This window comes from Brachymonas sp. J145, assembly GCF_036312245.1.
Classification (GTDB): domain Bacteria; phylum Pseudomonadota; class Gammaproteobacteria; order Burkholderiales; family Burkholderiaceae_C; genus Brachymonas; species Brachymonas wangyanguii.
The window spans coordinates 16,658-41,332 of sequence record NZ_JAZDCI010000001.1 but is presented as its reverse complement, the minus strand read 5'-3'; the positions used below and the strand labels follow the sequence as shown (position 1 = coordinate 41,332).

Here is a 24,675-nt window from a genome sequence, read left to right as displayed (position 1 = left end):
GGTAGCCTCTTATCCTAGTTAGTTGGAATGGTTCATCCTAGTGCTCATCGTTATAGAAGTTGGCATTGCGGAATTGCCCTAAGGAGAGCGAGGATGTTTGATTGTAAGATCGACCGGTGCTCAGTTTCGTCGAATGTGTTTTTTTGGAAAGGGTAGGGAAAGATCCCTTGCCATGGATAGACAATGAGAGGCGTATGCATTTTGTATGCATCCCTCATGAGTGGTGGTGAAAAAATTCTATTAATGATGGCTTATATGGGTAAATATTCTAATGATCGTCGCGATATTCCCTTTGGTGAAAATGAGGAATTATTGTTTGGGAAAGTAAATTGGTTTGGTGGGTATAACAGTAAGACCGGTAGAGATAATGACTATGGCTTCCTATCGAATTCTACTGGTGATTTCTATTTCCACCAGTCTCAAGTTCTATCACCATTGGTATTTCTAGTAGCCGATGCGAAGGTTGTTTTTTTGCGCGCTAAAGGGCGATCAGGTAAGCCGGCTGCGGACTCTGTTCGTGTTATCTCTTGCTTGTCGGATGATGAGGTGGTTAAATTAATAAAGAATGAAAGGGTGTCGCACGAAAATAAACTGAGTCTTGTTCTGCGTTTGAGCGACCTGAGCTCTTGTGAGGGTGAGGTGCTTGAGTCAGTTTCGAATATTTCATCTTTGTCAAGTTCATCTGATTTGCTTCAGCGATTTTGGGATAAATTCCCTCCCTCTAGTCCGGTTGATAAGTACTTTGAATATGCGCCGATCCTATTGCAGGAGAAGGTCAGAATGGAGTGTATGTCGGACGATGAATTGATAGACCTCATTAAGGATGTGGGATCTCGTTCGCCAGAGGAGATTTTGGATATAGCAGTTCGAAGAAGTGAGGTGGCTCCGTGTGAGAAAGAGCTTGTTGAGATTGTTGCCGAACTTTCCAGGATAACTCCCTATCCTGAAGTTTTATATAGGTTTTTTGGGAAATTTCCTCCAGATAGTCCGAAAAACGAATTTTTTAAGTTTGCGCCTGAGATTGTCAAGGAAGATGTGCTTGGCACTTTGTCCGATGCCAGTATGGTATCTCTGCTGAAAGATGAAGGCGCATTGTTGCCGGAAGACGTTTTGAGTATTGCTTTGCGAAGGAGTGAGTTGGTGCCTTGTGAAGAGCAAATCTTTCAGGCGATTGTGAAGTTGACTGATACGCCATCGCCAAAAAAGATCATAGACAAGTTTTGGGATAGGTTTCCACCAGCCGCTCTTGATGATAAGTTCTTGCCTCTGGCGCCAGATAGGTTGAAGCGAAAAGTTTATCAAGAACATTTTTCAAATTTTAGAAATATGCTTGATGGATTGTTTGATTCAGTGAAAAAAGTCGTCACCACGCAAAAATCCGCATCAATTTATTCTTCATTGAACGAGCAAGATAAGAGGATCTCCAAAATTTGGGTTGGGCGAGATGATGCTTATGATGCGGTTCACGCAAGAATGCTCTCTGCTAGAGCTGCTGAAAAGGCTGCGCAATTGTTTTATGAAGGAGTTGGATTAAGTGTGGAAGATATTTCCGTTAAGCAGCTCGAAGGCGGTGGTGGGGATTGGACAACCCATGATCTCTTGGTGGATTCAACGATTTCAGTGGATGTGAAAAATTCCAGACGACCGGTGAATGGAAGGGGATTTTATGTTGAACACATAGTTCCTAGATTCAAGCTGGATAGAAGGAGTGTGCATGTTCGAATAGCTGGGATTGTTTCTCCATATCTGAGTATGAAGTATATTGAGGATCCGAGTGAAGCGGAATTTGCCATTGAAGATATTATATTCCTGGGTGAAACTAGTAGGGGTGAAATCGATCGACTTGGTTCCACTTTTAACTCCCCGACATTAGAGGTTGCGTTGCCTGATGGTGCTCTGATTCCCCGTTGGGTTTTTAATTACCCAGTTGCTTGGTATCGAGAGTTGTCTCGAGATGTTTGTAATTTTGTGAATGAATGTGAGTGGCCGGAGGGAGAGGCGTGGGATTATGTTTTTGAGGATGGCAAGCATTCATCTTTAATTCCGGCTATATGCTTATCTGGTAGGCCGTTGCCGCGGGCTATAGAATGTCGCTTAAAGCCGTGGCAGTTGAAATTTTTTGATAAGCTGCAGGGTTTATGTGATGGATTACCGAGCCTTCCTTTTATTTATTTGGCTATTCTGACTGATTTCCTGGAGAAACTTAAGGATGGTGATGCGGATTTCTGCCCGTCCGGCTACGTGGATTTGATTTTCTTTGAGCGTCCTGTTGATAATTGTGTTACTTATCCTTTGGGCGCTATAGATCCCCTTGGTATTGTCTATGAGTTGATTGAGGTGTTGAAGAGTATTTGGGGTCATAAGGATGATGTGAATTTGAAGGATTTCCATGCTTTTCGATTTTCGGGCATTGGTGTTTTGCAGGGAAGGCGATGGGAAAGCCGGCAGTGGAAAACGATCATTGCGTATTGTGGAGGTACTGTATATGAGCGGGATGAGGATGGTGATGTAGTATTGGATTACAGCGGAAAAATGTCGATCAAAGGGAAGTGTGGGAATTATCCACTTGTACTCGGCGACTCGAAGAGCTGTAAAGTTTGTGGTTGGTTGATCTGTGGTAAATGTGGATATTGCTCCCCAATGTGTGAAAAGAAACGACGCGAAGATTTGGCCGAGAGGGCGAAGAAAAAGGTCGAAAACTCCAAGGCAGCTACAAGTTCTCACTGGGCGGGCAGTGAACCTCCGGTTTGGGAGGAAATTCCATTGGAGGCATATTTGGATGATTTCAATAGAGGACGACGTTAGCACTGGCGTTGCGCGCCTGTCGCCAGAACCCGCCCGGAATTTGGCAAACTACCCCCAACACCATTCACAAAAGGAACCCCCATGCCCCGCCTGAAATTCGAACCCCTGCAAACCTACCCCTTCCGCACCGAACTCCAGCTCTACACCAGCCACATCAACCACGGCAACCACCTGGACAACGCCCAGCTGGTCGGCCTGGCCTCGGAGGCACGGCTGCGCTTTCTGCGCTGGCTGGGCTATGACGAAATGGACGTGATGGGGGCCGGCACCGTGGTGGGCGACCAGGGTCTGCAATACCTGTCCGAAGCCTTCCACGGCGAGATACTGGTGTTCGAGATGGGGACTGCCGATTACAACCGCTACGGCTTCGACGTCTGCTGGCAGGCGCACGACAAGGCCAGCGGCCGCGCCGTGGCGCGCGGCAAGATCGGCATCGTGCTGTTCAACTACCAGGAGCGCCGTCCGGTGGAGCTGCCCGATGCCGTGCGCGAAAAACTGGAGGCAGTGCAGGCCGGCTGAGCGGCCTGCTGTACTGCTACCGTGCCCGGCTTACTCGCCGGTGTAGCGCGGTGGGCGCTTTTCCAGAAAGGCGCGTGCGCCTTCCTTCTGGTCCTGGCTGGCAAACAGCAGGTTGAAGGCCTTGCGCTCCAGCAGCAGCGCGGCGTTCAATGAGGCATCCTGGCCGGCCAGTACCACTTCCTTGATCTGGGTGGCGGCCAGCGGTGGCATGCCGGCAATCATCGTGGCCAGTTCCAGGGCGCGTGCCTGCACCTGCTCGTCGTCCACCACCTCGCTCGCCAGCCCCATGGCAAACGCTTCTTCACCCTTGAACGGCAGGCCGGTCAGCAGGTACTTCATGGCCTGGAACTTGCCGATGGCGCGGGTCAGGCGCTGCGTGCCGCCAGCGCCCGGCATCACGCCAACGCGGATTTCCGGCTGGCCAAAGGTGGCGTTGCGTCCGGCCACGATGATGTCGGCGTGCATGGCCAGCTCGCAGCCGCCACCCAGCGCATAGCCGTTCACCGCAGCCACGATGGGCGTCGGGCACTCGGCAATCGCCTGCCACAGCAGATGCACGGTGCGCTGCTGCATCTGCACCGCATTCTTGTCGGCAAATTCGGTCAGATCGGCGCCGGCGGCAAACACCTTGTCGCCGCCGGTGAGGATGATGGCGCGCACGCCGGCGTCCTGGCCAAGGCGGTGGAATTGCGCGGCCAGCTGTTCGCGCACGGCCTGGTTCAGGGCATTGCGCACCTCGGGGCGGTGGATGGTGAGGCGGGCTACGCCATCGGCGGGGTGGTCCAGTTGCAGAAAGTCCATGTGGCAGTCCTGAAGAAAGGGTTCAAAGATCCGGAATACGGTCTTCCGGGTCGGCATCGCTGCCGCCCAGTTGCTGGGTATCGACGCGATCCATGCTTTCCAGCATGCGGATCAGGTAGTGCAGGGTGTGCGTCATGTCGGTGACGGAAAAATCCCCCAGCACGGCTTCGTAATAGGCGTGGATCTTGGCCTGGGCCTGCACCTGCCAGATGTCCTGGCCATGCGCCGTCATCACCACCAGGCGTGAGCGGCGGTCCTTGTCGTCCGGCACGACCTGCACCAGCCGGTCGCGCTCCATGCGGCTGATCAGGCCGGACAGGTTCTGCCGGCTCACCATCAGGTAGCGCGCCAGATCGCCCAGGCTCATACCGGCGCGTGCGCTGTCGCGCGAGAGCGCTCCCAGCACCGCCCACTGCTGCGTGGTCAGCCCTTCCTGCTCTACCGCCCTGGAGCCGGTTTTATGCAACATGTTTGCACATTGATACAAGCGGAAGAAGATTCTGTTGGCCAGGTCATGGCGGGTAGTTTCATTGTCATTCATAGGGAAAACCACGATAAATAGGGTGTTTGCATATGCATGGCATGCTGTGTATTATGACAACATGTTTGCATAAATGCAAGCAACCCCAATCCACAATGCAGCCAACATTCCCGAAGGAGACAAGCATGCAACGTTATGAGAACCAGACCGTTATTGTGACCGGTGGCGGCGGCGGAATCGGCAGTGCCACCTGCCGCCGTCTGGCAGCCGAAGGCGCCAAAGTTGCCGTGTTCGACATGAACCTGGATGCGGCCGAAAAGGTCGCGCAGGAGATCCGCGCTGACGGCGGCCAGGCCCAGGCCTTTCGCTGCGACATCACCGACCGCGCTGCCGTCGATCAGGCCGTGGCCGACACCGTGGCCGCCTTGGGCCCGATCGACACGCTGGTCAACAACGCCGGCTGGGACGTGTTCAAGCCTTTCCTCAAGACCGGCGCCGGCGAGTGGGACAGGCTGATTGCCATCAACCTGGTGGGTGCCCTGAACATGCACCACGCCGTGCTGCCGGGCATGGTGGAGCGCAAGAGCGGCCGCATCGTCAACGTGGCATCCGATGCGGCCCGCGTGGGCTCCTCGGGCGAGGCGGTTTATGCCGCGTGCAAGGGCGGCCTGGTGGCGCTGACCAAGACGCTGGCGCGCGAACATTCGCGCCACAACATCACGCTGAACGTGGTCTGCCCGGGCCCGACCGATACCGCGCTGCTGGCGGGCGTGGCCGAAGGTGCGGCCAACCCCGAAAAGCTGATCGAGGCCTTCACCAAGGCGATTCCGCTGGGCCGTCTGGGCCAGGGCGACGATCTGGCCTCCGCCATTGCCTTCTTTGGCAGCAGCGATGCCTCCTTCATCACCGGCCAGGTGCTGTCCGTGTCGGGCGGCCTGACCATGAACGGCTGATCACGGCCATTTCCTTCCCCCGATTCCATCCTGACGAGAGATTCCCATGAGCAAAGACATCCCGTTTGAAGACATCCTGTACGAAGTGCGCAACGGCGTGGCCTGGATCACCATCAACCGCCCCGAGAAGATGAACGCCTTTCGCGGCACTACCTGCGACGAGATCATCAAGGCGCTGAACAAGGCCGGCTATGACCGTGAAGTGGGCTGCATCGTGCTGGCCGGTGCCGGCGAGAAAGCCTTCTGTACCGGTGGCGACCAGTCGGCCCACGACGGCAACTACGACGGCCGCGGCACCATCGGCCTGCCGATGGAAGAACTGCACACGGCGATTCGCGATGTGCCCAAGCCGGTGATCGCCCGCGTGCAGGGCTATGCGATTGGCGGCGGCAACGTGCTGTGCACCATCTGTGACCTGACGATTGCGTCCGAGAAGGCCATCTTCGGCCAGGTCGGCCCCAAGATGGGCTCGGTCGATCCCGGCTACGGCACCGCCTTCCTGGCGCGCGTCGTCGGCGAGAAAAAGGCGCGCGAGATCTGGTACCTGAACAAGCGCTACAGCGGCCAGGAAGCGGTGGACATGGGCCTGGCCAATATCTGCGTGCCGCCCGAGCAGCTGGACGCCACCGTGCAGGAATGGGCCGAGACCATTTGCGAGCGCAGCCCGACGGCCATTGCCATCGCCAAGCGCAGCTTCAACATGGACACGGCGCACCAGAGCGGCATTGCCGGCATGGGCATGTACGCGCTCAAGCTGTACTACGACACCGAAGAGTCGCGCGAGGGGGTGAATGCGCTGAAGGAAAAGCGCAAGCCCGAGTTCCGCAAGCACTTCAAGTAATTCCTGCCAACCGCCGAGCCGGGGCTGCAGCCCCGCCTTGCATGGGAGTTTTGCCCCCGTGCAGGCCGGCTGCACCCCAAAACCGAGAAGAACACTGGAGACAAGCGCATGAATCCCTATATCGATGAAGACTTGCAGGCGATTGCAGAGCACGCCCGCCGTTTTGCCACCGACCGCGTGGCCCCGGGCTTTCTGGAGCGCGACGATACCCGCGTGCTGGACCGCACGCTGATGCGTGCAATGGGCGAGATGGGCTTCATCGCGCCCGAGCTGCCCGAAGCCTATGGCGGCCAGGGCATGGGTTGCCTGGCGGCTGGCGTGATCCACGAGGAAATCGCCCGTGCCGACCTGAGCATCAGCTATATCAACCTGCTGGCTTCGCTCAACGGCCAGATCCTGTCGCAGCATGGCCAGCCCGAGGTGGTCAGGCCATGGCTGGAAAAGCTGACGCAGGGCGAGGCGCTGTTCGCCATCGCGCTGACCGAACCGCGTGGCGGCTCCGACGCCGCCAACCTGCGCCTGCGCGTGGAGCGCGTGGGGGACGAATACGTGATCAACGGCGAAAAGACTTCGATCTCCGCCGCCGACCAGGCCGATGCCGCCGTGGTGTTTGGCCGTACCGGCGGCGTGGAATCGGCTGCGCACGGCGTGACGGCGCTGCTGGTGCCGATGGATGCACCGGGTGTGACCACCAACCGTTTCGACTGCCATGGCCAGCGCGCCATTGGTCGCGGTTCCATCTTTTTCGAGAACGTGCGCGTGCCGGTGGACCACCGCCTGGGCGACGAGAACAAGGGCTTTGTGCAGGTGATGCAGGGCTTTGACTTTTCGCGCGCGCTGATCGGCCTGCAGGTGCTGGCGGTGGCCAAGGTGGCGCTGGAGGAAACCTGGGAGTACGTGGCCGAACGCGAGGCCTTTGGCAAGCCGCTGTCGGCGTTCCAGGGCGTGTCGCACCCGCTGGCCGATTACGAGACGCAGGTGGCGGCAGCGCGGCTGCTGTGCCTGCAGACGCTGTGGGCCAAGGACCGAGGCCTGCCGCATACCGCCGAGGCCGCCATGTGCAAGTGGTGGGGCCCCAAGCTGGCCTACGACGTGGTGCACCAGTGCCTGCTGATGTTCGGTCACGGCGGTTACGACCGCGGCGTGATGGAGCAGCGCCTGCGCGACGTGATGGGCTTCCAGATCGGTGACGGCACGGCACAGATCATGAAAACCATCATCGCCCGTACCCGTGCCGGACGCGAGGCCGTGCCGGCCTGAGCCCGGCGTTTCCCCACAGACCAAGGAACAGAGGAGAGCATCATGGAATTCGACGCCGTATTGCTGCCCGGCCGCCGTGCGGAAAGCATCGCACAAGGCCATTGGCAGGATCGCACCATCAACGATTATCTGCAGGCCTGCGTGGAGCAGCATCCCGACAAGCTGGCGCTGACGGCCATCAGCCTGGATGCCGCGGGCGAGACACGCCGCTTCAGCTACCGCGAAATGGCGCAAATGGCAGACCGCATGGCCGTCGGCCTGCACCGGCTGGGTGTGCGCCAGGGCGATGTGGTGGCCATGCAGCTGCCCAACTGGTGGCAGTTCACGCTGCTGTATCTGGCCTGCTCGCGCATTGGTGCCGTGCTCAACCCGATGATGCACATTTTCCGTGAACGCGAGCTGACGTTCATGGTCAACCATGCCGAAGCCAGGCTGCTGGTAGTGCCCAAGAGCTTTCGTGGCTTTGATTACGAAGCCATGGCCATGGCGCTGAAGCCGGAGCTGCCGACGGTGACCCAGATCGTGGTGGTGGGTTCCACGGCCGCGCATGGTTTCGAGGCACTGCTGTCCGGCCCCGCATGGGAGAATGACGCCGATGCCGCCGCCATTCTGTCGCAACACCGTCCGGGCCCGGATGACGTGACCCAGCTGCTTTACACCTCGGGCACCACCGGCGAGCCCAAGGGCGTGCAGCACAGCGCCAATACCGTGACTTCCAACATCGTGGCCTATGCCGACCGCCTGCATCTGGGCGCGGATGATGTGGTGCTGATGGCATCGCCCATGGCGCACCAGACCGGCTTCATGTATGGCCTGGTGATGCCGATCCTGCTGCAGGCGCATGCCGTGCTGCAGGACATCTGGGATCCGAAAAAGGCGATCGACATCATCAATCAGGAAGGCGTGACCTTCACCATGGCCTCGACCCCGTTCCTGACCGACCTCACGCGCACCGTGCTGGAAACCGGCCAGCAGGTGCCGACGCTGAACACCTTTGTCTGCGCCGGCGCGCCGATTCCCGGCCCGCTGGTGGAGCAGGCGCGCCAGGGGCTGGGCACCAAGATCATTTCGGCCTGGGGCATGACGGAAAACGGCGCCGTGACCACCACCCTGCCGGAAGACGACGACAGCCTGTCCGTGACCACCGATGGCCAGCCGCTGCCCGGCGTGCAGGTCAAGGTGGTGGACTTTGACGACAGCGAGATGCCCACGGGCGAGATCGGCAAGCTGCTGGTGCGTTCCTGCTCCAACTTTGGCGGCTACCTCAAGCGCCCGCATCTCAATGCCACCGATGACAGCGGCTGGTTCGATACCGGCGACCTGGCGCGCGTGGACGCCAACGGCTATATCCGCATCAGCGGTCGCAGCAAGGACGTGATCATCCGTGGCGGCGAGAACATCCCGGTGTTCGAGATCGAATCGATGCTGTACAAGCATCCGGCGGTGTCGCAGGTGGCCGTGGTGGCCTACGCCGATGAGCGCATGGGCGAACGTGCCTGCGCCGTGGTGGTGCCGAAGGAGGGCGCCAGCCTGAGCAAGGAGGAGATGGTGGCGTTCATGCAGCAGCAGCGCGTGGCCAACCAGTACATTCCGGAGCGCCTGGTGCTGCTGGCAGCCATGCCGGCCACGCCCTCGGGCAAGGTACAGAAATTCAAGCTGCGCGACATGTTGCGCGATGGCCAGATCTGACACTGGCATGACAGAGCAGAAAAAGGAGTTTCCCCATGGCGATTGACCATGAATCGTTTGAGTTGCTGCTGGCCAGCGTGCAGCGTTTTGTGCGCGAACGCCTGATACCGGCAGAAAACGTGGTGGAAGAGCAGGACGAGGTGCCGGCCGACATCGTGCAGGACATGAAGGACATGGGCCTGTTCGGCCTGTCGATTCCCGAGGCCTACGGCGGCATCGGCCTGTCCATGGAGCAGGAATGCCGCGTGGCCTACGAGATCGGCCATACCGCGCTGGCCTTCCGCTCGGTGTTCGGGACCAATGTGGGCATTGGCTCGCAAGGCATCCTGATGGACGGCACCGAGGAGCAGAAGCAGCAGATCCTGCCCCAGGTGGCGACCGGCGAGCTGATCATGTCGTTTGCCCTGACCGAGCCGGATGCCGGCTCCGATTCGGCCGCGGTCAAGACCCGGGCCGAGCGGGATGGCGACCACTATGTGCTGCACGGCACCAAGCGCTTCATCACCAATGCGCCGCGCGCCGGGGCTTTCACGCTGATGGCGCGTACCGACGGGCCGGGCGCCGGCGGCATCAGTGCCTTTATCGTGCCGGCCGATCTGCCCGGCCTGACGCTGGGCAAGCCGGACAAGAAGATGGGCCAGCGCGGCACCAAGACCTGCGATGTGAACATGGACGGCGTGCGGGTGCCGGCGGCCAACATCATCGGCGGCGTGCCCGGCCAGGGCTTCAAGACCGCGATGAAGGTGCTGGATCGCGGCCGGTTGCATATCTCGGCCGTGGCCTGTGGCATGGCGCAGCGCATTCTGGACGAATCGGTGGCCTATGCCCGCCAGCGCAAGCAGTTTGGCAAGCGCATTGGCGATTTCCAGCTGGTGCAGGCCATGCTGGCCGACAGCCAGGCCGAGCTGTACGCCGGCTGGAGCATGGTGCAGGATTGCGCCCGCCGTTACGACGGCAAGCCTTCGCCTGCCGTGAGCGATCCGGACGTGAGCATGCGCGCCTCGTGCTGCAAGCTGTTCTGCACCGAAATGGTGGGCCGCGTGGCCGACCGTGGCGTGCAGGTGCATGGCGGTTCGGGCTATATCAACGAATTTCCGGTGGAGCGCTTCTACCGCGATGTGCGCCTGCTGCGCCTGTACGAAGGCACCACGCAAATCCAGCAGATCATCATCGGCCGCGAGCTCGTGGGCCGCGAATGACGGCAGGCACCCCCACGTATTGACATGACGGACCCGGACGGCGGCATTCTGCCGCTCCGGCCACGACCCACTTGATTCAGGAGAGATACCATGGCTTCCAACAAAACCGCCTTCCACTGGGATGATCCGCTGCTGCTGGAGCAGCAATTGACCGACGAAGAGCGCATGGTGCGCGATGCCGCCGCCGCCTATTGCCAGGACAAGCTGGCCCCGCGCGTGCTCGACGCCTTCCGCAACGAACAGACCGATCTCGCCATCTTCCGCGAAATGGGCGAACTGGGCCTGCTCGGCCCCACCATTCCCGAACAGTACGGCGGCCCCGGCCTGAACTACGTCAGCTACGGCCTGATTGCCCGCGAGATCGAGCGCGTCGACTCCGGCTATCGCTCCATGGCCAGCGTGCAATCCTCGCTGGTGATGGTGCCGATTTACGAATTCGGCAACGAGGAAACCCGGCAAAAGTATCTGCCCAGGCTGGCATCGGGCGAATGGATTGGCTGCTTCGGACTGACCGAACCCAACCATGGTTCCGATCCTGGCAGCATGGTCACGCGTGCCCGCAAGGTCGATGGCGGCTACAGCCTGACCGGCAACAAGATGTGGATCACCAACTCGCCGGTGGCCGATGTGTTCGTGGTCTGGGCCAAGGACGATGAAGGCGCGATCCGCGGCTTTGTGCTGGAAAAGGGCTGGAAGGGCCTGAGCGCTCCGGCGATTCACGGCAAGGTCGGCCTGCGTGCCAGCATCACCGGCGAGATCGTGATGGACGAGGTGTTCTGCCCCGAGGAAAACGCCTTCCCCGAGGTGCGCGGCCTGAAAGGCCCGTTCACCTGCCTGAACAGCGCGCGCTACGGCATCGCCTGGGGGGCGCTGGGTGCGGCCGAGGCCTGCTGGCACACGGCGCGCCAGTACACCATGGACCGCAAGCAGTTCGGCAAGCCGCTGGCGGCCAATCAGCTGATCCAGAAAAAGCTGGCCGATATGCAGACCGAGATCACGTTGGGCCTGCAGGGTGTGCTGCGCCTGGGCCGCATGAAGGACGAAGGCACGGCGGCGGTGGAAATCACCAGCATCTTCAAGCGCAACAACTGCGGCAAGGCGCTGGACATTGCCCGCACCGCACGTGACATGCTGGGTGGCAACGGCATCAGCGACGAATTTGGCGTGGCGCGCCATCTGGTGAACCTGGAAGTGGTCAACACCTACGAAGGCACGCACGACATCCACGCGCTGATCCTGGGCCGCGCTCAGACTGGCATCGCGGCATTCTGAGGCGGATCGGATCGACGTGGCTGGTGCGGTGGCGCCAGCCATTTTTTTCTTGCAGGGGAGACAGACGCATGGACATGATGAAAGCGGTATACCTGAGCGGCCACGGTGGCAACGAGGTGGTGCACTACGGCGAGCGGCCCAAGCCGCAACGACAGCCCGGCGAGGTGCTGGTGCGCCTGCGCGCGGCCACGCTGAACCGGGTGGACCTGTACATGCGCGACAGCGGCGCCGGTATCCGCCACAGCCTGCCGCTGATCATGGGCGTGGATGGTGCCGGCGAGATTGCCGAAGTCGATGCCGACGAGCAGCTGCTCAAGCCAGGCCAGCGCGTCCTGCTCTATTCGGGCAAGACCTGCGGCCGCTGCGAGTTCTGCCAGCATGGCGAGCCGGTGCTGTGCACCAGCATGCAGACGCTGGGCGAGCATTGCGATGGCACGCTGGCCGAATACATTGCCGTGCCGGCGAACATGGTGTTCCCGATTCCCGATGACTTCAGCTTTGCCGAAGCGGCAGCGCTGGGCGTGAACCACCTGACCGCCTGGCGCATGCTGTTCACCAAGGCGCAACTCAAGCCCTGGGAAACCGTGCTGGTGTTTGGCATTGGCGGTGGCGTCTCGCTGGCCGGTATGCAGCTGGCCAAGGCCGCCGGTGCGCGCGTCATCGTCACCTCGCGCGAGCAGGACAAGATCGACCAGGCACTGGCCCTGGGGGCCGATGCCGGCATCTGCAGCGCCACCGAGGACGTGCAGAAGCGCGTGATGGCGCTGACCGGTGGCCGTGGCGTCGATGTGGTGCTGGAAAACGTGGGCGAGGCGGTCTGGAGCACGGCGCTCAAGTGCCTGGTGCGCGGCGGCCGCATCGTCACCTGTGGCGCCACCACCGGCGACCAGCCCGGCGCCGATCTGCGCCGGCTGTTCATTCGTCAGCTGCAGGTGATCGGCTCCACACTGGGCAACCCGGGCGAGCTGCAGGATCTGCTGGCCTGGTGCGCGCAGGGCAAGGTACGTCCGGTGGTGGCACGGACCTTTCCGCTGGCGCAGATCCACGAGGCGCTGGCGCTGTTCGAGGACAACCGGCAGTTTGGCAAGGTGGCGCTGACCATGGAGGGCTGATCAGGGGCCGTTGCCAGCCGTGCCTGCAGCCACTGACTGCTGCAGGCGTGATGGCGGTTCAGGCCTCGGTTTCGCGCTGCGGTGCTGCCGCGGTGCCTTGCCAGAACTGCAACCAGGGCTGGACCGCCGCATGGCTGCTATCGGCACCCAGGGCGCCGCTGACCGTAAGCTGCCAGTTCACCAGCGCCTGGCCCAGGCCCTGGGCCAGAAGCGCCTGGCTTTGTGCTGCCGCGTGGGTGAAGGTCTGGACATCACCGACATGGCCCTGATAGGCGCGCCAGAAATCTTCGGACGGCAGGGCACCGAGCTGTTTCCAGTCGGTCACCTGGTGCACGCCCTGAATGCGCTTGGCGGTTTCCTGCGTGCTTTCTGCGCCGACTTTCCGCATCGCATCAAACCATTGCTGGCCGCATTCCTGCAGCAGGCGGGTGATTTGCAATTGCAACTCGACGTGGGCCTTGTAAAGGTGGATGGGTAGCTGCTGGTTCATGGGGGTCTCCTCGTTCTGATACCGGTGGCCGGGCCAGGAACCGATGGCAGTGATGGCCCGGTTGGAACGCGGCGTCTTGCCGCATGGGGGTGATCTTGGCGTCACCTGATGTGCCTGCTGCAGGCTGCGCACCTGGTCTGGTGCGCAGGGCCTGTGATGTCGCCCACGGCAGCCTTGCCGTGTCCGGGCAGTCCGGAGGCATATGCCCGGACTGCCGGCATGACAGCCACTGACCGGTGCGGCGTTTGCTGCATGGCAATCGCCTGGATCAGTGCACTCCTTGTTGCAAGCGGGCGAGGACCATCCTACCCCGTCCGGCAGGAAACGCGAAACCGTTACCAGCAATCGCCGCATGGCATTGGCGCAGGGCCATGGCAGGCCTGGCCGCCCAACCGGTCATCGGACTGGCCTGGTTTTTCCATGAGAAAGGGCTCCGCATGCGGAGCCCCTGGCCGTCATGTCCGGGGCAGCCTGCTGCCCGGCGGAACCTGCTGGATCAGACCTGACCCAGACGGGCCATTTCTGCCTCCACCTCGGCGTGCGCCTGCTGCATGCGTGCCGACGGCGCGCTGCCCAGGCGGCTCACCACCACAGTCGCGATCCAGGCCAGGATAAAGCCCGGAATGATCTCGTACAGGCCGAACCAGCCCAGCTGCTTCCAGACCAGCACGGTGACGGCACCGACGATGATGCCGGCCAGCGCGCCGTTGCGCGTCATGCGCTTCCAGAACAGCGACAGGATGATCACCGGACCAAAGGCAGCGCCAAAGCCGGCCCAGGCGTAGCTGACCATGCCCAGCACCTTGGCCTGTGGGTCACGCGCGATCCAGATCGCGATCAGCGCCACCAGCAGCACCATGGCGCGGCCGAGCCAGACCAGTTCCTTTTGCGAGGCGTTCTTGCGCAGGAAGGTGCGGTAGATATCCTCCGTCAGCGCGCTGGAGCAGACCAGCAGCTGGCAGGACAGCGTGCTCATCACCGCGGCCAGGATGGCGGCCAGCAGCGCGCCGGCAATCCACGGGTTGAACAGCTGCTTGGCCAGTTCCATGAACACGGTCTCGGAGTTGGCCGTCACGGCTGCCGCCTGCGCCGGGTGCGTGGCAAAGTAGGGGATGCCGATAAAGCCCACGGCTACGGCACCGGCCAGGCACAGGATCATCCAGGTCATGCTGATGCGGCGTGCTGCCGGAATCGTCTGCACCGACGAGGCCGCCATGAAGCGCACCAGGATGTGCGGCTGGCCAAAATAGCCCAGGCCCCAGGCCATCAGCGAGATGATGCCGACGAAGCTGGCGCCGCGGAACAGGTCAAACTGCTGCGGCTCCATCACCGCCTGCCAGTCCTGTCCCGGTTGCAGCTGGCCCTGCATCGCCAGCCAGGCCATGATGGGCACCAGGATCAGCGCCGTGATCATCATCGAGGCCTGGATGGTATCGGTCCAGCTTACCGCCAGGAAACCGCCAATGAACACATAGGCGATGGTGCACAGCGCACCCACCCACAGTGCAGTGGCGTAAGGCATGCCGAACATGTTCTCGAACAGGCGCGCACCGGCTACCACGCCGGAGGCGCAGTACAGCGTGAAGAACACCAGGATCACCAGCGCCGTGACGATGCGCAGCACGTTGGACTTGTCTTCAAAGCGGTTGGACAGGTAGTCCGGCAGCGTCAGTGCGTTGCCGGCGCGCTCGGTATAGAGGCGCAGGCGGCCGGCCACATAGCGCCAGTTCAGGTAGGCGCCGATGATCAGGCCGATGGCGATCCAGGATTCGGACAGGCCGGACAGGTAGACCGCGCCCGGCAGGCCCATCAGCAGCCAGCCGCTCATGTCGGAAGCGCCGGCCGACAGCGCGGTGACAAAACTGCCCAGGCTGCGGCCGCCCAGGATGTAGTCGGACAGGTTCTTGGTGCTGAAATAGCCCAGCCAGCCAATGCCCAGCATGGCCAGCAGGTAGATGCCAAACATGATGGCAGTGGGGTCGCTCCAGTTGAATTGCATGATTTCCCTTGGTGTCGTTATCGTGGTCGGAGAGTGTACGGCGAGTGGCGGTGGCGCCTCAGGCCATGGTCATGAGTTGTGCGTTGCCGCCGGCGGCGGCGGTGTTGGTGCTGATGCTCTGCTCGTGCACCAGCAGCGACAGGTTGTAGCCGAGACCGGCTTCCAGATCGTGGCTGGTGCGGTTGTCCAGCAGCACGATTGGGCCGCTGCGCGCCGCCAGTTGTACGGCCAGCGCCTGCAGCGCATCGCCATCGCCTTCGAACAGCACGGCGGCGGCTGCTTGTTGCGCGTCCTGTAGCGTGGCGGCATCGGCCAGCTGGATCGGGTTGGCCGGATCCAGCAGCGGCTGCAGTTGGCTCCAGAGTGACTGGCAGGCACTGTCGGCGGGTAGCACCAGCCGGCCTTCGCTGCCGGCTGCCAGCACGGTGGCCAGTTGCACGATCAGCCCCAGCGGCGTGGCGGGCAAGAGCCAGACCGGGCCGCGCGGCAGCAGGCGGTAGCGGTTCGACTCGCCGGTCGGGCCGGGCAGCAGCAGGTCAAGCTGCGGGCGTGCCGTGGCCAGCAGGCTGTCGCATTGGGCCAGGGCGGTGGGCGCAAGCCAGCTGTCGAGCAGCTCCGGCTGGCCCTCAGCCAGCAGGGCGCGCAGCGCGGCCAGCGGGCTGGGTGTTGTGGCTTTGGCTTGCGGGGCAGCGGGCAGGGCGCGCAGCGCGGCACCCGGTTCTGCCTGCACCAGGCGATACAGGTAGAGCGGGCCGCCGGCCTTGGGGCCGGTACCCGACAGGCCCATGCCGCCAAACGGCTGCACGCCAACGACCGCGCCGATCACGTTGCGGTTGACATACAGGTTGCCGGCGTGGATGCGCTCGCGCAGGTGCTCGATGGTTTCATCGATGCGGCTGTGCACGCCAAAGGTCAGGCCGTAGCCGGTGGCGTTGATCTGGTCGATCAGCTGGTCCAGCTCGGCGCGGCGGTAGCGCAGCACGTGGAGCACCGGGCCGAACACCTCGCGCTGGAGGCGGCTCGCCTGATCGATCTCGATCATGGCCGGCACGACATAGTGGCCGTTGAGCGTGCCGTCCTGGCGTGCAGCGCGTGTCACCGGCATGCCTTCGGCGCCCATGCGCTCGATATGGGCTTCGATGGCGGCGCGTGCCTCGGCATCGATCACCGGGCCGATATCGGTGGACAGGCGGTCCGGGTTGCCCAGCGTGGCCAGTTCCAGCGCCTGTTTCAGCATCGTCAGCGTGCGATCGGCGACGTCTTCCTGGATGCACAGCAGGCGCAGTGCCGAACAGCGCTGGCCGGCCGAGTCGAAGGCCGAGGCCAGCACATCGGCCACCACCTGTTCGGCCAGCGCCGAGGAGTCGACCACCAGCGCGTTCTGGCCGCCGGTTTCGGCGATCAGCGGAATCGGATGGCCTTCCGGGCTCAGGCGTTGGGCCAGCGTGCGCGCAATGTGCTGCGCCACCTCGGTCGAACCGGTGAACATCACGCCGTTGACCTGCGGATGCGCCACCAGCGTGGCACCCACGCTCTCGCCCTGGCCGGGCAGCAGCTGCAGCGCGTCCTGTGGAATGCCGGCCTCGTGCAGCAGGCCGACCATGGCGGCAGCCGTCAGAGGCGTCTGTTCGGCCGGCTTGGCCAGCACGGCGTTGCCGGCGGCCAGCGCGGCGGCCACCTGGCCGCAGAAGATCGCCAGCGGGAAGTTCCACGGGCTGATGGCCAGCACCACGCCCAACGGGCGCTGGCTGGCGTTGTCAAACTCGGCGGCTACCTGGCTGGCGTAATAGCGCAGGAAATCCACTGCCTCGCGCACTTCGGCGATGGCATTCGGCAGGGTCTTGCCGGCTTCGCGCATGATCAGGCCAAGCAGTGACTGGCTGCGCTGTTCCAGCAGGTCGGCGGCGCGCTGCAGCATGTCGGCACGGCTGGCCGGCGGCGTGCCGGCCCAGATCGGTGCCGTGCGCGCGGCGCGCACGACGGCGGCGGTGGCTTCCTCGGCCGTGGCTTCACGCACATGGCCGACGATATCGTGCAGTTCGGCCGGGTTGCGCACCGGCTGCCAGCCGGCTTCGGCGGCGGGGCTGGAGGGCAGTACCACGCCGGGCGGTGCGGCCAGATAGGCGCTGCGCGTGCTGTGCAGCAACGCGGCTGCCAGTGAGGCCAGCTGCTGTTCGTGGGCCAGGTTCAGGCCCTGCGAATTGGCGCGGGACTGCTCGCCCAGCGTGGCAAACAGCGCGCCTGGCAGCGGGATGCGCGGGTGCGGGGCACCCAGCACGCCTTCCTCGCGCGCCAGCTGCTCCACCTCCTGCACCGGATCGGTGACCAGCTCGCTGATCGGCACGCTGTCATCGCCAATGCGGTTGACGAAGGAGGTGTTGGCACCGTTCTCCAGCAGGCGGCGCACCAGGTAGGCGAGCAGGGTTTCGTGGTTGCCGACCGGGGCGTAGATGCGGCAGGGGCGCGCCAGCTTGCCGCTGGCGGTGCTGCCGGTAACCTGCTCGTAAAGCGGTTCGCCCATGCCGTGCAGGCACTGGAACTCGTACTGGCCGCTGTAGTAGTTGCCGCCGGCCATGTGGTAGATGCTGGCCACGGTCTGCGCATTGTGGGTGGCAAACTGCGGGTAGATGGCGTCGGTGGCCGACAGCAGCTTGCGCGCGCAGGCCAGGTAGCTGACATCGGTGTGCACCTTGCGCGTGTACACCGGGTAGCCGGCCAGGCCGTCGAGCTGGGCGCGCTTGATCTCGCTGTCCCAGTAGGCACCCTTGACCAGGCGCACCATCAGGCGGCGGCGACTGCGGCGGGCCAGGTCGATCAGCGCATCGATGACCTGCGGACAACGCTTCTGGTAGGCCTGCACGACAAAGCCGATGCCATTCCAGCCCTTGAGCGAGGGCGCCATGCACAGCGCCTCCAGCAGGTCCAGCGACAGCTCCAGCCGATCCGCCTCTTCGGCATCGATATTCATGCCGATGTCGTAGTGGCGCGCCAGCTCGGCCAGGTGCAGCAGGCGTGGCAGCAGCTCGCCCATGACGCGCTCGTACTGCGCGCGGCTGTAACGCGGGTGCAGCGCCGACAGCTTGATCGAGATGCCAGGCCCTTCAAAAATCCCGCGGCCGGCAGATGCGGCGCCAATCGCATGGATCGCCTGCTCGTAGGATTGCAGGTAGCGCAGCGCATCGGCCTCGGTGGCGGCGGCTTCGCCCAGCATGTCGTAGCTGTAGCGGAAGCCTTTTTTCTCGAACGCACGGCTGTTGGCCAGCGCCTCGGCAATGTCCTGGCCGGTCACGAACTGCTCGCCCATCAGCTTCATGGCGCGGTGCACGCCCTGGCGGATCACCGGTTCTCCACCCTTGCCGATCACGCGCGTCAATGCCGATGACAGCGATTTTTCGCTCGACGTCGAGGTCAGCTTGCCGGTGATCACCAGGCCCCAGGCCGCGGCATTGACGAACAGCGAAGGCGAACGGCCGACATGGGTGCGCCAGTCGCCGTGGCTGATCTTGTCGCGGATCAGCGCATCACGCGTGGCCTTGTCCGGGATGCGCAGCAGCGCCTCGGCCAGGCACATCAGCGCCACGCCTTCCTGACTGGACAGCGAAAACTCCTGCACCAGCGCGGCCACGCCACTGGCGACCGGCGCATCGCGCAGCCCCTGCACCAGCCGGCTGGCCAGTGTGCGGATGGCATCGGCCTGTTCGCGGTCGGTGCTGCGGGCCAGTGGCAGCAGCATTGGCAGGCACTCGGGCTCGGGCCGGTGCCAGGCGGCGGTGATGGCCGCGCGCAACTCGGTCTGCGGCAGGATGCCCTGGGCGAATTCGAGGAAGGGTTGCACCTCGGTGTCGTGCTCGGGTGCAACCCCGCTCCAGTCGGTGCTACCGTCTTCGGGGGTGGGAATGCGGATGGTGGTGGCGCCACGTTCCAGCGCATCGACATACTGCACCACGGCCTGCTTGATCAGCCAGTGCGGGGTGCGTCCAAGTCCTTGTGCGGCAACGCGAATCCGCTCGCGCAAGGTGTCATCGACCTTGATGCCTACGGTTGTACTCATCGGGAATCAGCTCCAGTGCTTTGGGGTTGGCAACCGGCCGTGGCCGGTTTTTGGCGTGGAGCGATGGTACGGGAATGGGTGAGCGGATGTATCTGGGGTTAACCCGTGATTCAACGCGAAAGGTGCAACCTTGTTTGGTCAAGGGTGCAACCTTTGCGTGTGAGGCGTTCAGACGTCGTGGCTACTGCCCTTGATCTCGGCCAGCGCCGCCTCATCGATCAGCGAGGCGCGGGAAAACGCCGGCCGCGCCGTGCAGCGCGCCACGTAATCCTCGAACAGGCCCTGGCGCTCGATGGTGCCAAACTGCATGCCCCACATCAGCTGCGAGGCCAGGTACAGGTCGGCGGCGCTGAACTGCGTGCCGCACAGGTAGGGTGAGACCGGGGACAGGGCTGCCAGCGCCGTGGCCACGTTGCGCAGCACATCGTCATAGCTGCCATAGCCGAGCATGCCGGCCTTGTCCGGTGGCGCCAGCAGGCCGAGCGCCTTGCCGGTGACAACGGCTTCCATCGGGCCGGCGACAAAAAACAGCCAGCGGTAGTAGCTGCCGCGTGCCGGATCGCCCACGGCCGGGGCCAGCTGCGCCTGGGGATGGAGATCGGCCAGGTAGCACAGGATGGCGGGGGTTTCCGTCACCACGACCTCGCCGTGCTGCAGCGCCGGCACCTTGCCCATCGGGTTCAGCCGCAGGTAGTCGGGCGACTTCATGCTGCTGTTGTAGGCCAGTACGACGGTCTCGTAACTGGCCTGGCATTCTTCCAGCATCCAGCGCACCATGCGGCCGCGGGACATCGGGTGGGTGTAGAAACGCAGGGGAGTGCTCATGGATGGCTCCAGTGGCAGACGGGTGTCGTGATTGTGCCAGCCAGCCGGCGGCTTGCGTGTGACAAGATGATGAAGGGCATCAGGCCAGGGCGGGGCGTCGTCCGCGGCGGCCCGGCTAGGCAGCCGTTACACTAGGAGGCTTGTCCATTTCTTCCCCGATGCACGGCATGGAACACCTCTTCAGTCTGCTGCTGGTCCTGTGGCTGGGCCTGTCCTTCTGGAACCGCCAGGAGCAACGCAAGCGCATGGCGCTGCTGGCCGAATACCTGCGCCCCTATCAGATCGAAAAGCAGATGGAATCGCTGATCAACGGCTACCTGCGCGCCCTGGGCGAGCAGGACCCGGTGCGCCAGGAGCAGGTCTGGGGCGTGCTGCAGGACACCGAGCGCAACCTGCAGCGCCAGTTCAGCGCCTTTGCCGCCGACCTGCAGCGTGCCGAAGGCGATACCCGCATGGCACCGATTCCCTACCAGGCGGCACTCGCCCGCTATCTGGGCCAGGACGGCAGCTTTGACCTGCGCGAGCTGATGCCGATCCACGCGCGCGGCATCCTCGCCTGCCAGGCGCCCGATACCGAGGAAGATCCGGAATCGCGCAAGCGCCGTGCCTTTGCCATGACGGCCGAGCTGATGCTGATGCAGCACAGCTGCCACTGGTACTGCCGCTCGCGCGCGCTGGCCTCGGCGCGCCTGCATGCGCAGCACAAGACCGGCTATGGCCAGGTCATGGACGCCGTCACCGCCGGCACGCGCCAGGCCTACGACAAGCTCACCGGCCGCGTCTCGCGCTGACCGGCGGCAGCGGTCTTAGCGGCTGCAGTAATCCTTCAGCACGCGCGTCATCACCTTGTCCTCCGGCGTGACCGGAATGTCGTGGCCCTGGCCTTTGGACTGGTCCAGCAGCTTGCCGCGCAGATGCGGCTGTGCGTAGTAGCGCACGTCGTTCATGGTGTAGCTCTTGCCCTGGCAGTCCAGCACGAATTGCGCGCTCAACGAGCGGTGGCCCAGCTGCGTGGCGTGGCGCATGTTCCAGATGCCGTCCAGGCTGACCTGACCCTTGCGCGGCTGGTCCTGCTGCACGCTGTCCGGACGGATCAGCAGTTCCTCCAGCTTGCCGGGATAGCTGGTCAGCTTGGTCAGACGGTATTCGCTGGCCATCGGGCCAGTCTGGCGGCCCTGTTCGCCCTGCAGTTCGACATAGCCCTCGCTGACAAAAAAGCGCTGGTTGTCATCCTTGCGTGCCAGCTGGATCGTGGATCCCTGCTTGTCCCAGGTGAAGCGGCCGTTGCTGCGTTCGGCGTAGCGCTTGCCCTGGTGTTCGATGTCCTGCAGCAGCGTATAGCGGCCGTTGCGCTGCAGGATCAGCGTGGTCTGGTAACCGCTACCGGAAGCAGAGGGAATGGTGCCGCTGTAGGTGCCATCCCAGTCCAGCGCGATGCGTGCCTGATGCGTGTCCGGCACGGCGGTCTTGGCCGACGCCGGCAGCGCGGTCGTGGCCAGGGCCGCAGCGGCCAGGCTGGCCAGCAGCAGGCGGGAAGAAGCAGGAATCGGAAGCGTCATGGCAGTCCTCGCAGGTCAGGATAAAAACGGATGATCGTTCGATTATCCGCCTTCCCGTGGACGCTGCCGTGGCGGCCTTGTAAGCAGATGGCAAAGCGAACAGGCTTTGTATCCGGGCTGCGCGCCACCGTCAGCCACTGGCGGACGGTGGCCGGGACTCAGCTGGTGCCCAGGCTCAGCCCCGCGTGCTCGCGCAGCGGGTGGAAGTGGATCTTGGGGAAACGCTCCTGCGCCAGGCGCACGTCGTACGGGCTGGTGCACAGATAGGCCAGCGTGTCGGCTGCGTCGTGCGCCATGCGCATCGGGTAGGCGTTCTCGAACTCGCGCAGCTCGGCTGGCGTGTCGGCGGTGATCCAGCGCGCGCCGGTGTACTGGCAGCCTTCCAGCCGCACCTCGCAGTCGTACTCGGTCAGCAGGCGGTGCTGCACCACTTCAAACTGCAGCTGGCCGACTGCGCCCAGCAGCATGTTGCCGCCGGCATCGGGCTTGAACACCTGGATCGCGCCTTCCTCGCCCAGCTGCATCAGGCCCTGCTGCAGCTGCTTGGTGCGCAGCGGGTTCTTCAGCACCACGGTCATGAACATTTCCGGGGCAAAGAAGGGCAGGCCGGTGAACTGCAGGTTGGGGCCGTCGGTGATGCTGTCACCCAGCTGCACGCCACCGTGCGTGGTAAAGCCGATGATGTCGCCGGCAAAGGCTTCTTCCACCGCTTCACGGCGTTGCGACATGAAGGTCACCACGCTGGTCGGACGCAGCTCCTTGCCGGTGCGCTGCACCTTCATCTTCATGCCCGGCGTGTACTTGCCACTGGCCACGCGCACAAAGGCGATGCGGTCGCGGTGGTTGCTGTCCATATTGGCCTGCACCTTGAACACGACGCCGGCAAAACCCTTGTCCTCGGGCTGGATCGTCACTTCCTCGCGGTTGCGGTTCACTTCGGTGTAGGCGATGCGCGCGCCGGGCGACGGCGACATGTCGACCACGGCATCGAGCACTTCCATGACCCCGAAGTTGTTCACGCCGGAGCCAAAGAACACCGGCGTCAGCTTGCCGGCCAGGAAGGCCTCGTGGTCCCACTCGGCGGAGGCGCCCACGGCCAGTTCCATGCTCTCCATGGCATCGTCATAGGCCTTGCCAAAGCGCTGGCGCAGCGTCTCGGACTCGCTCAGCGGGATCACCTCGAAGTCTTGCGGGCGTTTTTCGCTGCCAGCCTGGAACACCGTCATGCTCTGCGTGCGCAGGTTGATGATGCCGCCAAAGGTCTTGCCCTGGCCGACTGGCCAGGTGATCGGGCAGCAGGGCATGCCCAGCTCGCGCTCTACCTCGTCGAGGATGTCGAGCGGGTCGCGCACCTCGCGGTCCATCTTGTTGACGAAGGTGATGATGGGCGTGTCGCGCTGGCGGCAGACCTCGATCAGGCGGCGTGTCTGGGTTTCCACACCGTTGGCGGCGTCGATCACCATCAGCGTGCTGTCCACGGCGGTCAGCACACGGTAGGTATCTTCCGAGAAGTCCTTGTGGCCGGGCGTGTCCAGCAGGTTGATCACGTGGTCGCGGTAGCTCATCTGCATCACCGACGAGGCTACCGAAATGCCACGCTGCTTCTCGATTTCCATCCAGTCGGAGGTGGCGTGGCGGCTGGCCTTGCGGCCCTTGACGGCGCCGGCGATCTGGATCGCGCCGGAGAACAGCAGCAGCTTTTCCGTCAGCGTCGTTTTACCGGCGTCAGGGTGGGAAATGATGGCAAAAGTGCGGCGGCGGCGGGTTTCGGAAGCGTAGGTCACGGGCGCGGCTTGGGAAGGAATCAGAAAAAGCCGCGCAGGGGCGGCTGGAGGCGCGACCCACTGGGGCGCAAGGCCCGGATCGCGTGCAAAGGCATGATTTTACTGTGGTACGCTGATTGCCACCAGTCGCCGCCAACCAGACCCCGGGCTGCGGTGTGACTCCACTTCTCCACGTCTGATGCCATGAACCGATTTCGCCATGCCTGTCTTGCCTCCCTGCTGGCCCTGGCCACGCTGACGGCCTGCAGCAGCAGCCCGGAACAGCGCGCCGCCCAGCCCTTGCCGGTGGCGGCCCAGCAGCGTTTCGATGCCGTCGCGGCGCGCATCAACGCCTATGCGCTGCCGGACACGCACAAGGCGCTGTTCCTGCAGCACGCCCGCGCGGTCGAGGCCGATACGCGCTTCCAGGGCATCAGCCTGCTGGATGGCCTGGGCTTCAGCTTCATGGAAAAGCGCGATCCGGATGCACTGTTCTGGCAAGGCAAGCCGCCGAGTGAAGGCGGCGTGCCGCCCACGCTGCTGGAACGCGGCCTGGTGCGGCTGCCGCCGGCCGCCTGGCGCCAGCACATCGAACTCATCCGGCCCTTCATGCGCGCCGTCAGCACCGACGACTGCCGCATCATCACGGCCGACCTGATCACCGCGCGTGACTGGATGCGCATGGAGCTGCTGGCCATGTCGGCCATGTCCAGCACCGAGCTGGAGCATGCGTTGCAGCTCACGCGTGATGCCATGCTGGCGCACATCCGGCAAAGCCCGGCCGTGGCCAAGCCTGATGAAGCAGGCCTGGAGCGGGCACGCGCCCAGTTTGCCCGTGTTGTGACCGAGGAGCTGATGCAGCATCCGCAGCGCTATCCGATGGCGCAGCATGACGAAAACGCCCTGGACCGCGCCGTCAGCAGCATGTTCTGCAACCCGGAGCTGGATCTGCTGGGCGACATGCTGGCGCTGCCGCAGCAGGATGGGGACCAGCTGCTGCTGGATTTGTTGCTGGAGGCGTTGGAGCCGTGAGCGCAGGATCGGGTCGCAAGGGCA

19 protein-coding genes are annotated in these 24,675 nt (G+C 63.2%); 11 read left to right on the top strand and 8 right to left on the bottom strand.

The genetic code is table 11. From position 1 onward, the window contains the following. Positions 1-216: 216 nt before the first annotated feature. Positions 217-2,805 carry a hypothetical protein gene (locus V1261_RS00175; protein WP_329769290.1) on the top strand — a complete coding sequence of 863 codons (2,589 nt, stop codon included), beginning with the start codon at positions 217-219 and terminating at the stop codon, positions 2,803-2,805. Between the two features lie 81 nt (positions 2,806-2,886). Next, positions 2,887-3,324: an acyl-CoA thioesterase gene (locus tag V1261_RS00170; protein WP_329769289.1), complete on the top strand. Its 438-nt coding sequence runs from the start codon at positions 2,887-2,889 to the stop codon at positions 3,322-3,324. A 30-nt stretch (positions 3,325-3,354) separates the two neighbouring features. Here the strand turns inward: V1261_RS00170 and V1261_RS00165 are convergent, their stop codons facing one another. Together V1261_RS00165 and V1261_RS00160 are read right to left on the bottom strand one after the other, a co-directional pair. Then, on the bottom strand, positions 3,355-4,125 hold the full coding sequence (locus V1261_RS00165) for an enoyl-CoA hydratase (RefSeq protein ID WP_329769288.1): 771 nt from the start codon (positions 4,123-4,125) through the stop codon (positions 3,355-3,357). 22 nt (positions 4,126-4,147) lie between these two features. Then, positions 4,148-4,594 carry a MarR family transcriptional regulator gene (locus V1261_RS00160; RefSeq protein WP_329769287.1) on the bottom strand — a complete coding sequence of 149 codons (447 nt, stop codon included), beginning with the start codon at positions 4,592-4,594 and terminating at the stop codon, positions 4,148-4,150. Between the two features lie 197 nt (positions 4,595-4,791). On the opposite strand from V1261_RS00160, the gene badH reads away from it, so the two are divergent. From badH to V1261_RS00125, 7 genes are all read left to right on the top strand, one after another. Further along, a complete protein-coding gene (badH, locus tag V1261_RS00155) occupies positions 4,792-5,559 on the top strand; it encodes a 2-hydroxycyclohexanecarboxyl-CoA dehydrogenase (RefSeq protein WP_329769286.1) in 768 nt (255 codons plus the stop codon). A gap of 58 nt (positions 5,560-5,617) precedes the next feature. Continuing rightward, positions 5,618-6,400, top strand: coding sequence for a 2-ketocyclohexanecarboxyl-CoA hydrolase (badI, locus tag V1261_RS00150; protein ID WP_329769800.1), 783 nt, complete (start codon positions 5,618-5,620; stop codon positions 6,398-6,400). Between the two features lie 108 nt (positions 6,401-6,508). Then, entirely contained in the window at positions 6,509-7,660 is a 1,152-nt protein-coding gene (aliB, locus tag V1261_RS00145) for a cyclohexanecarboxyl-CoA dehydrogenase (protein ID WP_329769284.1), read from the top strand. Between the two features lie 42 nt (positions 7,661-7,702). Then, on the top strand, positions 7,703-9,349 hold the full coding sequence (gene aliA / locus V1261_RS00140) for a cyclohexanecarboxylate-CoA ligase (RefSeq protein ID WP_329769282.1): 1,647 nt from the start codon (positions 7,703-7,705) through the stop codon (positions 9,347-9,349). 35 nt (positions 9,350-9,384) lie between these two features. Next, complete coding sequence (locus tag V1261_RS00135) at positions 9,385-10,548, top strand: acyl-CoA dehydrogenase family protein (protein WP_018715320.1); 1,164 nt, start codon at positions 9,385-9,387, stop codon at positions 10,546-10,548. Positions 10,549-10,638: 90 nt separating this feature from the next. Then, positions 10,639-11,820, top strand: coding sequence for an acyl-CoA dehydrogenase (locus V1261_RS00130; protein ID WP_329769279.1), 1,182 nt, complete (start codon positions 10,639-10,641; stop codon positions 11,818-11,820). Positions 11,821-11,894: 74 nt separating this feature from the next. Further along, complete coding sequence (locus tag V1261_RS00125) at positions 11,895-12,932, top strand: zinc-binding dehydrogenase (RefSeq protein WP_329769278.1); 1,038 nt, start codon at positions 11,895-11,897, stop codon at positions 12,930-12,932. A gap of 58 nt (positions 12,933-12,990) precedes the next feature. Here the strand turns inward: V1261_RS00125 and V1261_RS00120 are convergent, their stop codons facing one another. The 4 genes from V1261_RS00120 to V1261_RS00105 all read right to left on the bottom strand — a co-directional run bounded on the left by V1261_RS00120 (position 12,991) and on the right by V1261_RS00105 (position 20,297). After that, complete coding sequence (locus V1261_RS00120) at positions 12,991-13,422, bottom strand: hypothetical protein (protein WP_329769277.1); 432 nt, start codon at positions 13,420-13,422, stop codon at positions 12,991-12,993. 496 nt (positions 13,423-13,918) lie between these two features. Continuing rightward, positions 13,919-15,421, bottom strand: coding sequence for a sodium/proline symporter PutP (gene putP, locus V1261_RS00115; protein WP_329769275.1), 1,503 nt, complete (start codon positions 15,419-15,421; stop codon positions 13,919-13,921). 58 nt (positions 15,422-15,479) lie between these two features. Then, positions 15,480-19,472, bottom strand: coding sequence for a trifunctional transcriptional regulator/proline dehydrogenase/L-glutamate gamma-semialdehyde dehydrogenase (gene putA, locus V1261_RS00110; RefSeq protein WP_329769274.1), 3,993 nt, complete (start codon positions 19,470-19,472; stop codon positions 15,480-15,482). 168 nt (positions 19,473-19,640) lie between these two features. Continuing rightward, complete coding sequence (locus tag V1261_RS00105) at positions 19,641-20,297, bottom strand: glutathione S-transferase family protein (protein ID WP_329769272.1); 657 nt, start codon at positions 20,295-20,297, stop codon at positions 19,641-19,643. A gap of 140 nt (positions 20,298-20,437) precedes the next feature. On the opposite strand from V1261_RS00105, the gene V1261_RS00100 reads away from it, so the two are divergent. Beyond that, entirely contained in the window at positions 20,438-21,088 is a 651-nt protein-coding gene (locus tag V1261_RS00100) for a hypothetical protein (RefSeq protein WP_329769270.1), read from the top strand. 15 nt (positions 21,089-21,103) lie between these two features. Here the strand turns inward: V1261_RS00100 and V1261_RS00095 are convergent, their stop codons facing one another. Beyond that, a complete protein-coding gene (locus tag V1261_RS00095) occupies positions 21,104-21,856 on the bottom strand; it encodes a copper resistance protein NlpE (RefSeq protein ID WP_329769269.1) in 753 nt (250 codons plus the stop codon). Positions 21,857-22,014: 158 nt separating this feature from the next. Next, on the bottom strand, positions 22,015-23,640 hold the full coding sequence (locus V1261_RS00090) for a peptide chain release factor 3 (RefSeq protein ID WP_329769268.1): 1,626 nt from the start codon (positions 23,638-23,640) through the stop codon (positions 22,015-22,017). Positions 23,641-23,823: 183 nt separating this feature from the next. On the opposite strand from V1261_RS00090, the gene V1261_RS00085 reads away from it, so the two are divergent. Further along, on the top strand, positions 23,824-24,651 hold the full coding sequence (locus V1261_RS00085) for a hypothetical protein (RefSeq protein WP_329769266.1): 828 nt from the start codon (positions 23,824-23,826) through the stop codon (positions 24,649-24,651). Positions 24,652-24,675: the final 24 nt, after the last annotated feature.

Excerpts from the sequence above, each read along its gene's own strand:
- V1261_RS00175 (WP_329769290.1), top strand. The coding sequence starts at position 217 with ATGAGTGGTGGTGAAAAAATTCTATTAATGATGGCTTATATGGGTAAA.
- V1261_RS00170 (WP_329769289.1), top strand. The coding sequence starts at position 2,887 with ATGCCCCGCCTGAAATTCGAACCCCTGCAAACCTACCCCTTCCGCACC.
- V1261_RS00165 (WP_329769288.1), bottom strand. The coding sequence starts at position 4,125 with ATGGACTTTCTGCAACTGGACCACCCCGCCGATGGCGTAGCCCGCCTC.
- V1261_RS00160 (WP_329769287.1), bottom strand. The coding sequence starts at position 4,594 with ATGTTGCATAAAACCGGCTCCAGGGCGGTAGAGCAGGAAGGGCTGACC.
- badH (WP_329769286.1), top strand. The coding sequence starts at position 4,792 with ATGCAACGTTATGAGAACCAGACCGTTATTGTGACCGGTGGCGGCGGC.
- aliB (WP_329769284.1), top strand. The coding sequence starts at position 6,509 with ATGAATCCCTATATCGATGAAGACTTGCAGGCGATTGCAGAGCACGCC.
- aliA (WP_329769282.1), top strand. The coding sequence starts at position 7,703 with ATGGAATTCGACGCCGTATTGCTGCCCGGCCGCCGTGCGGAAAGCATC.
- V1261_RS00135 (WP_018715320.1), top strand. The coding sequence starts at position 9,385 with ATGGCGATTGACCATGAATCGTTTGAGTTGCTGCTGGCCAGCGTGCAG.
- V1261_RS00130 (WP_329769279.1), top strand. The coding sequence starts at position 10,639 with ATGGCTTCCAACAAAACCGCCTTCCACTGGGATGATCCGCTGCTGCTG.
- V1261_RS00125 (WP_329769278.1), top strand. The coding sequence starts at position 11,895 with ATGATGAAAGCGGTATACCTGAGCGGCCACGGTGGCAACGAGGTGGTG.
- V1261_RS00120 (WP_329769277.1), bottom strand. The coding sequence starts at position 13,422 with ATGAACCAGCAGCTACCCATCCACCTTTACAAGGCCCACGTCGAGTTG.
- putP (WP_329769275.1), bottom strand. The coding sequence starts at position 15,421 with ATGCAATTCAACTGGAGCGACCCCACTGCCATCATGTTTGGCATCTAC.
- putA (WP_329769274.1), bottom strand. The coding sequence starts at position 19,472 with ATGAGTACAACCGTAGGCATCAAGGTCGATGACACCTTGCGCGAGCGG.
- V1261_RS00105 (WP_329769272.1), bottom strand. The coding sequence starts at position 20,297 with ATGAGCACTCCCCTGCGTTTCTACACCCACCCGATGTCCCGCGGCCGC.
- V1261_RS00095 (WP_329769269.1), bottom strand. The coding sequence starts at position 21,856 with ATGACGCTTCCGATTCCTGCTTCTTCCCGCCTGCTGCTGGCCAGCCTG.
- V1261_RS00085 (WP_329769266.1), top strand. The coding sequence starts at position 23,824 with ATGAACCGATTTCGCCATGCCTGTCTTGCCTCCCTGCTGGCCCTGGCC.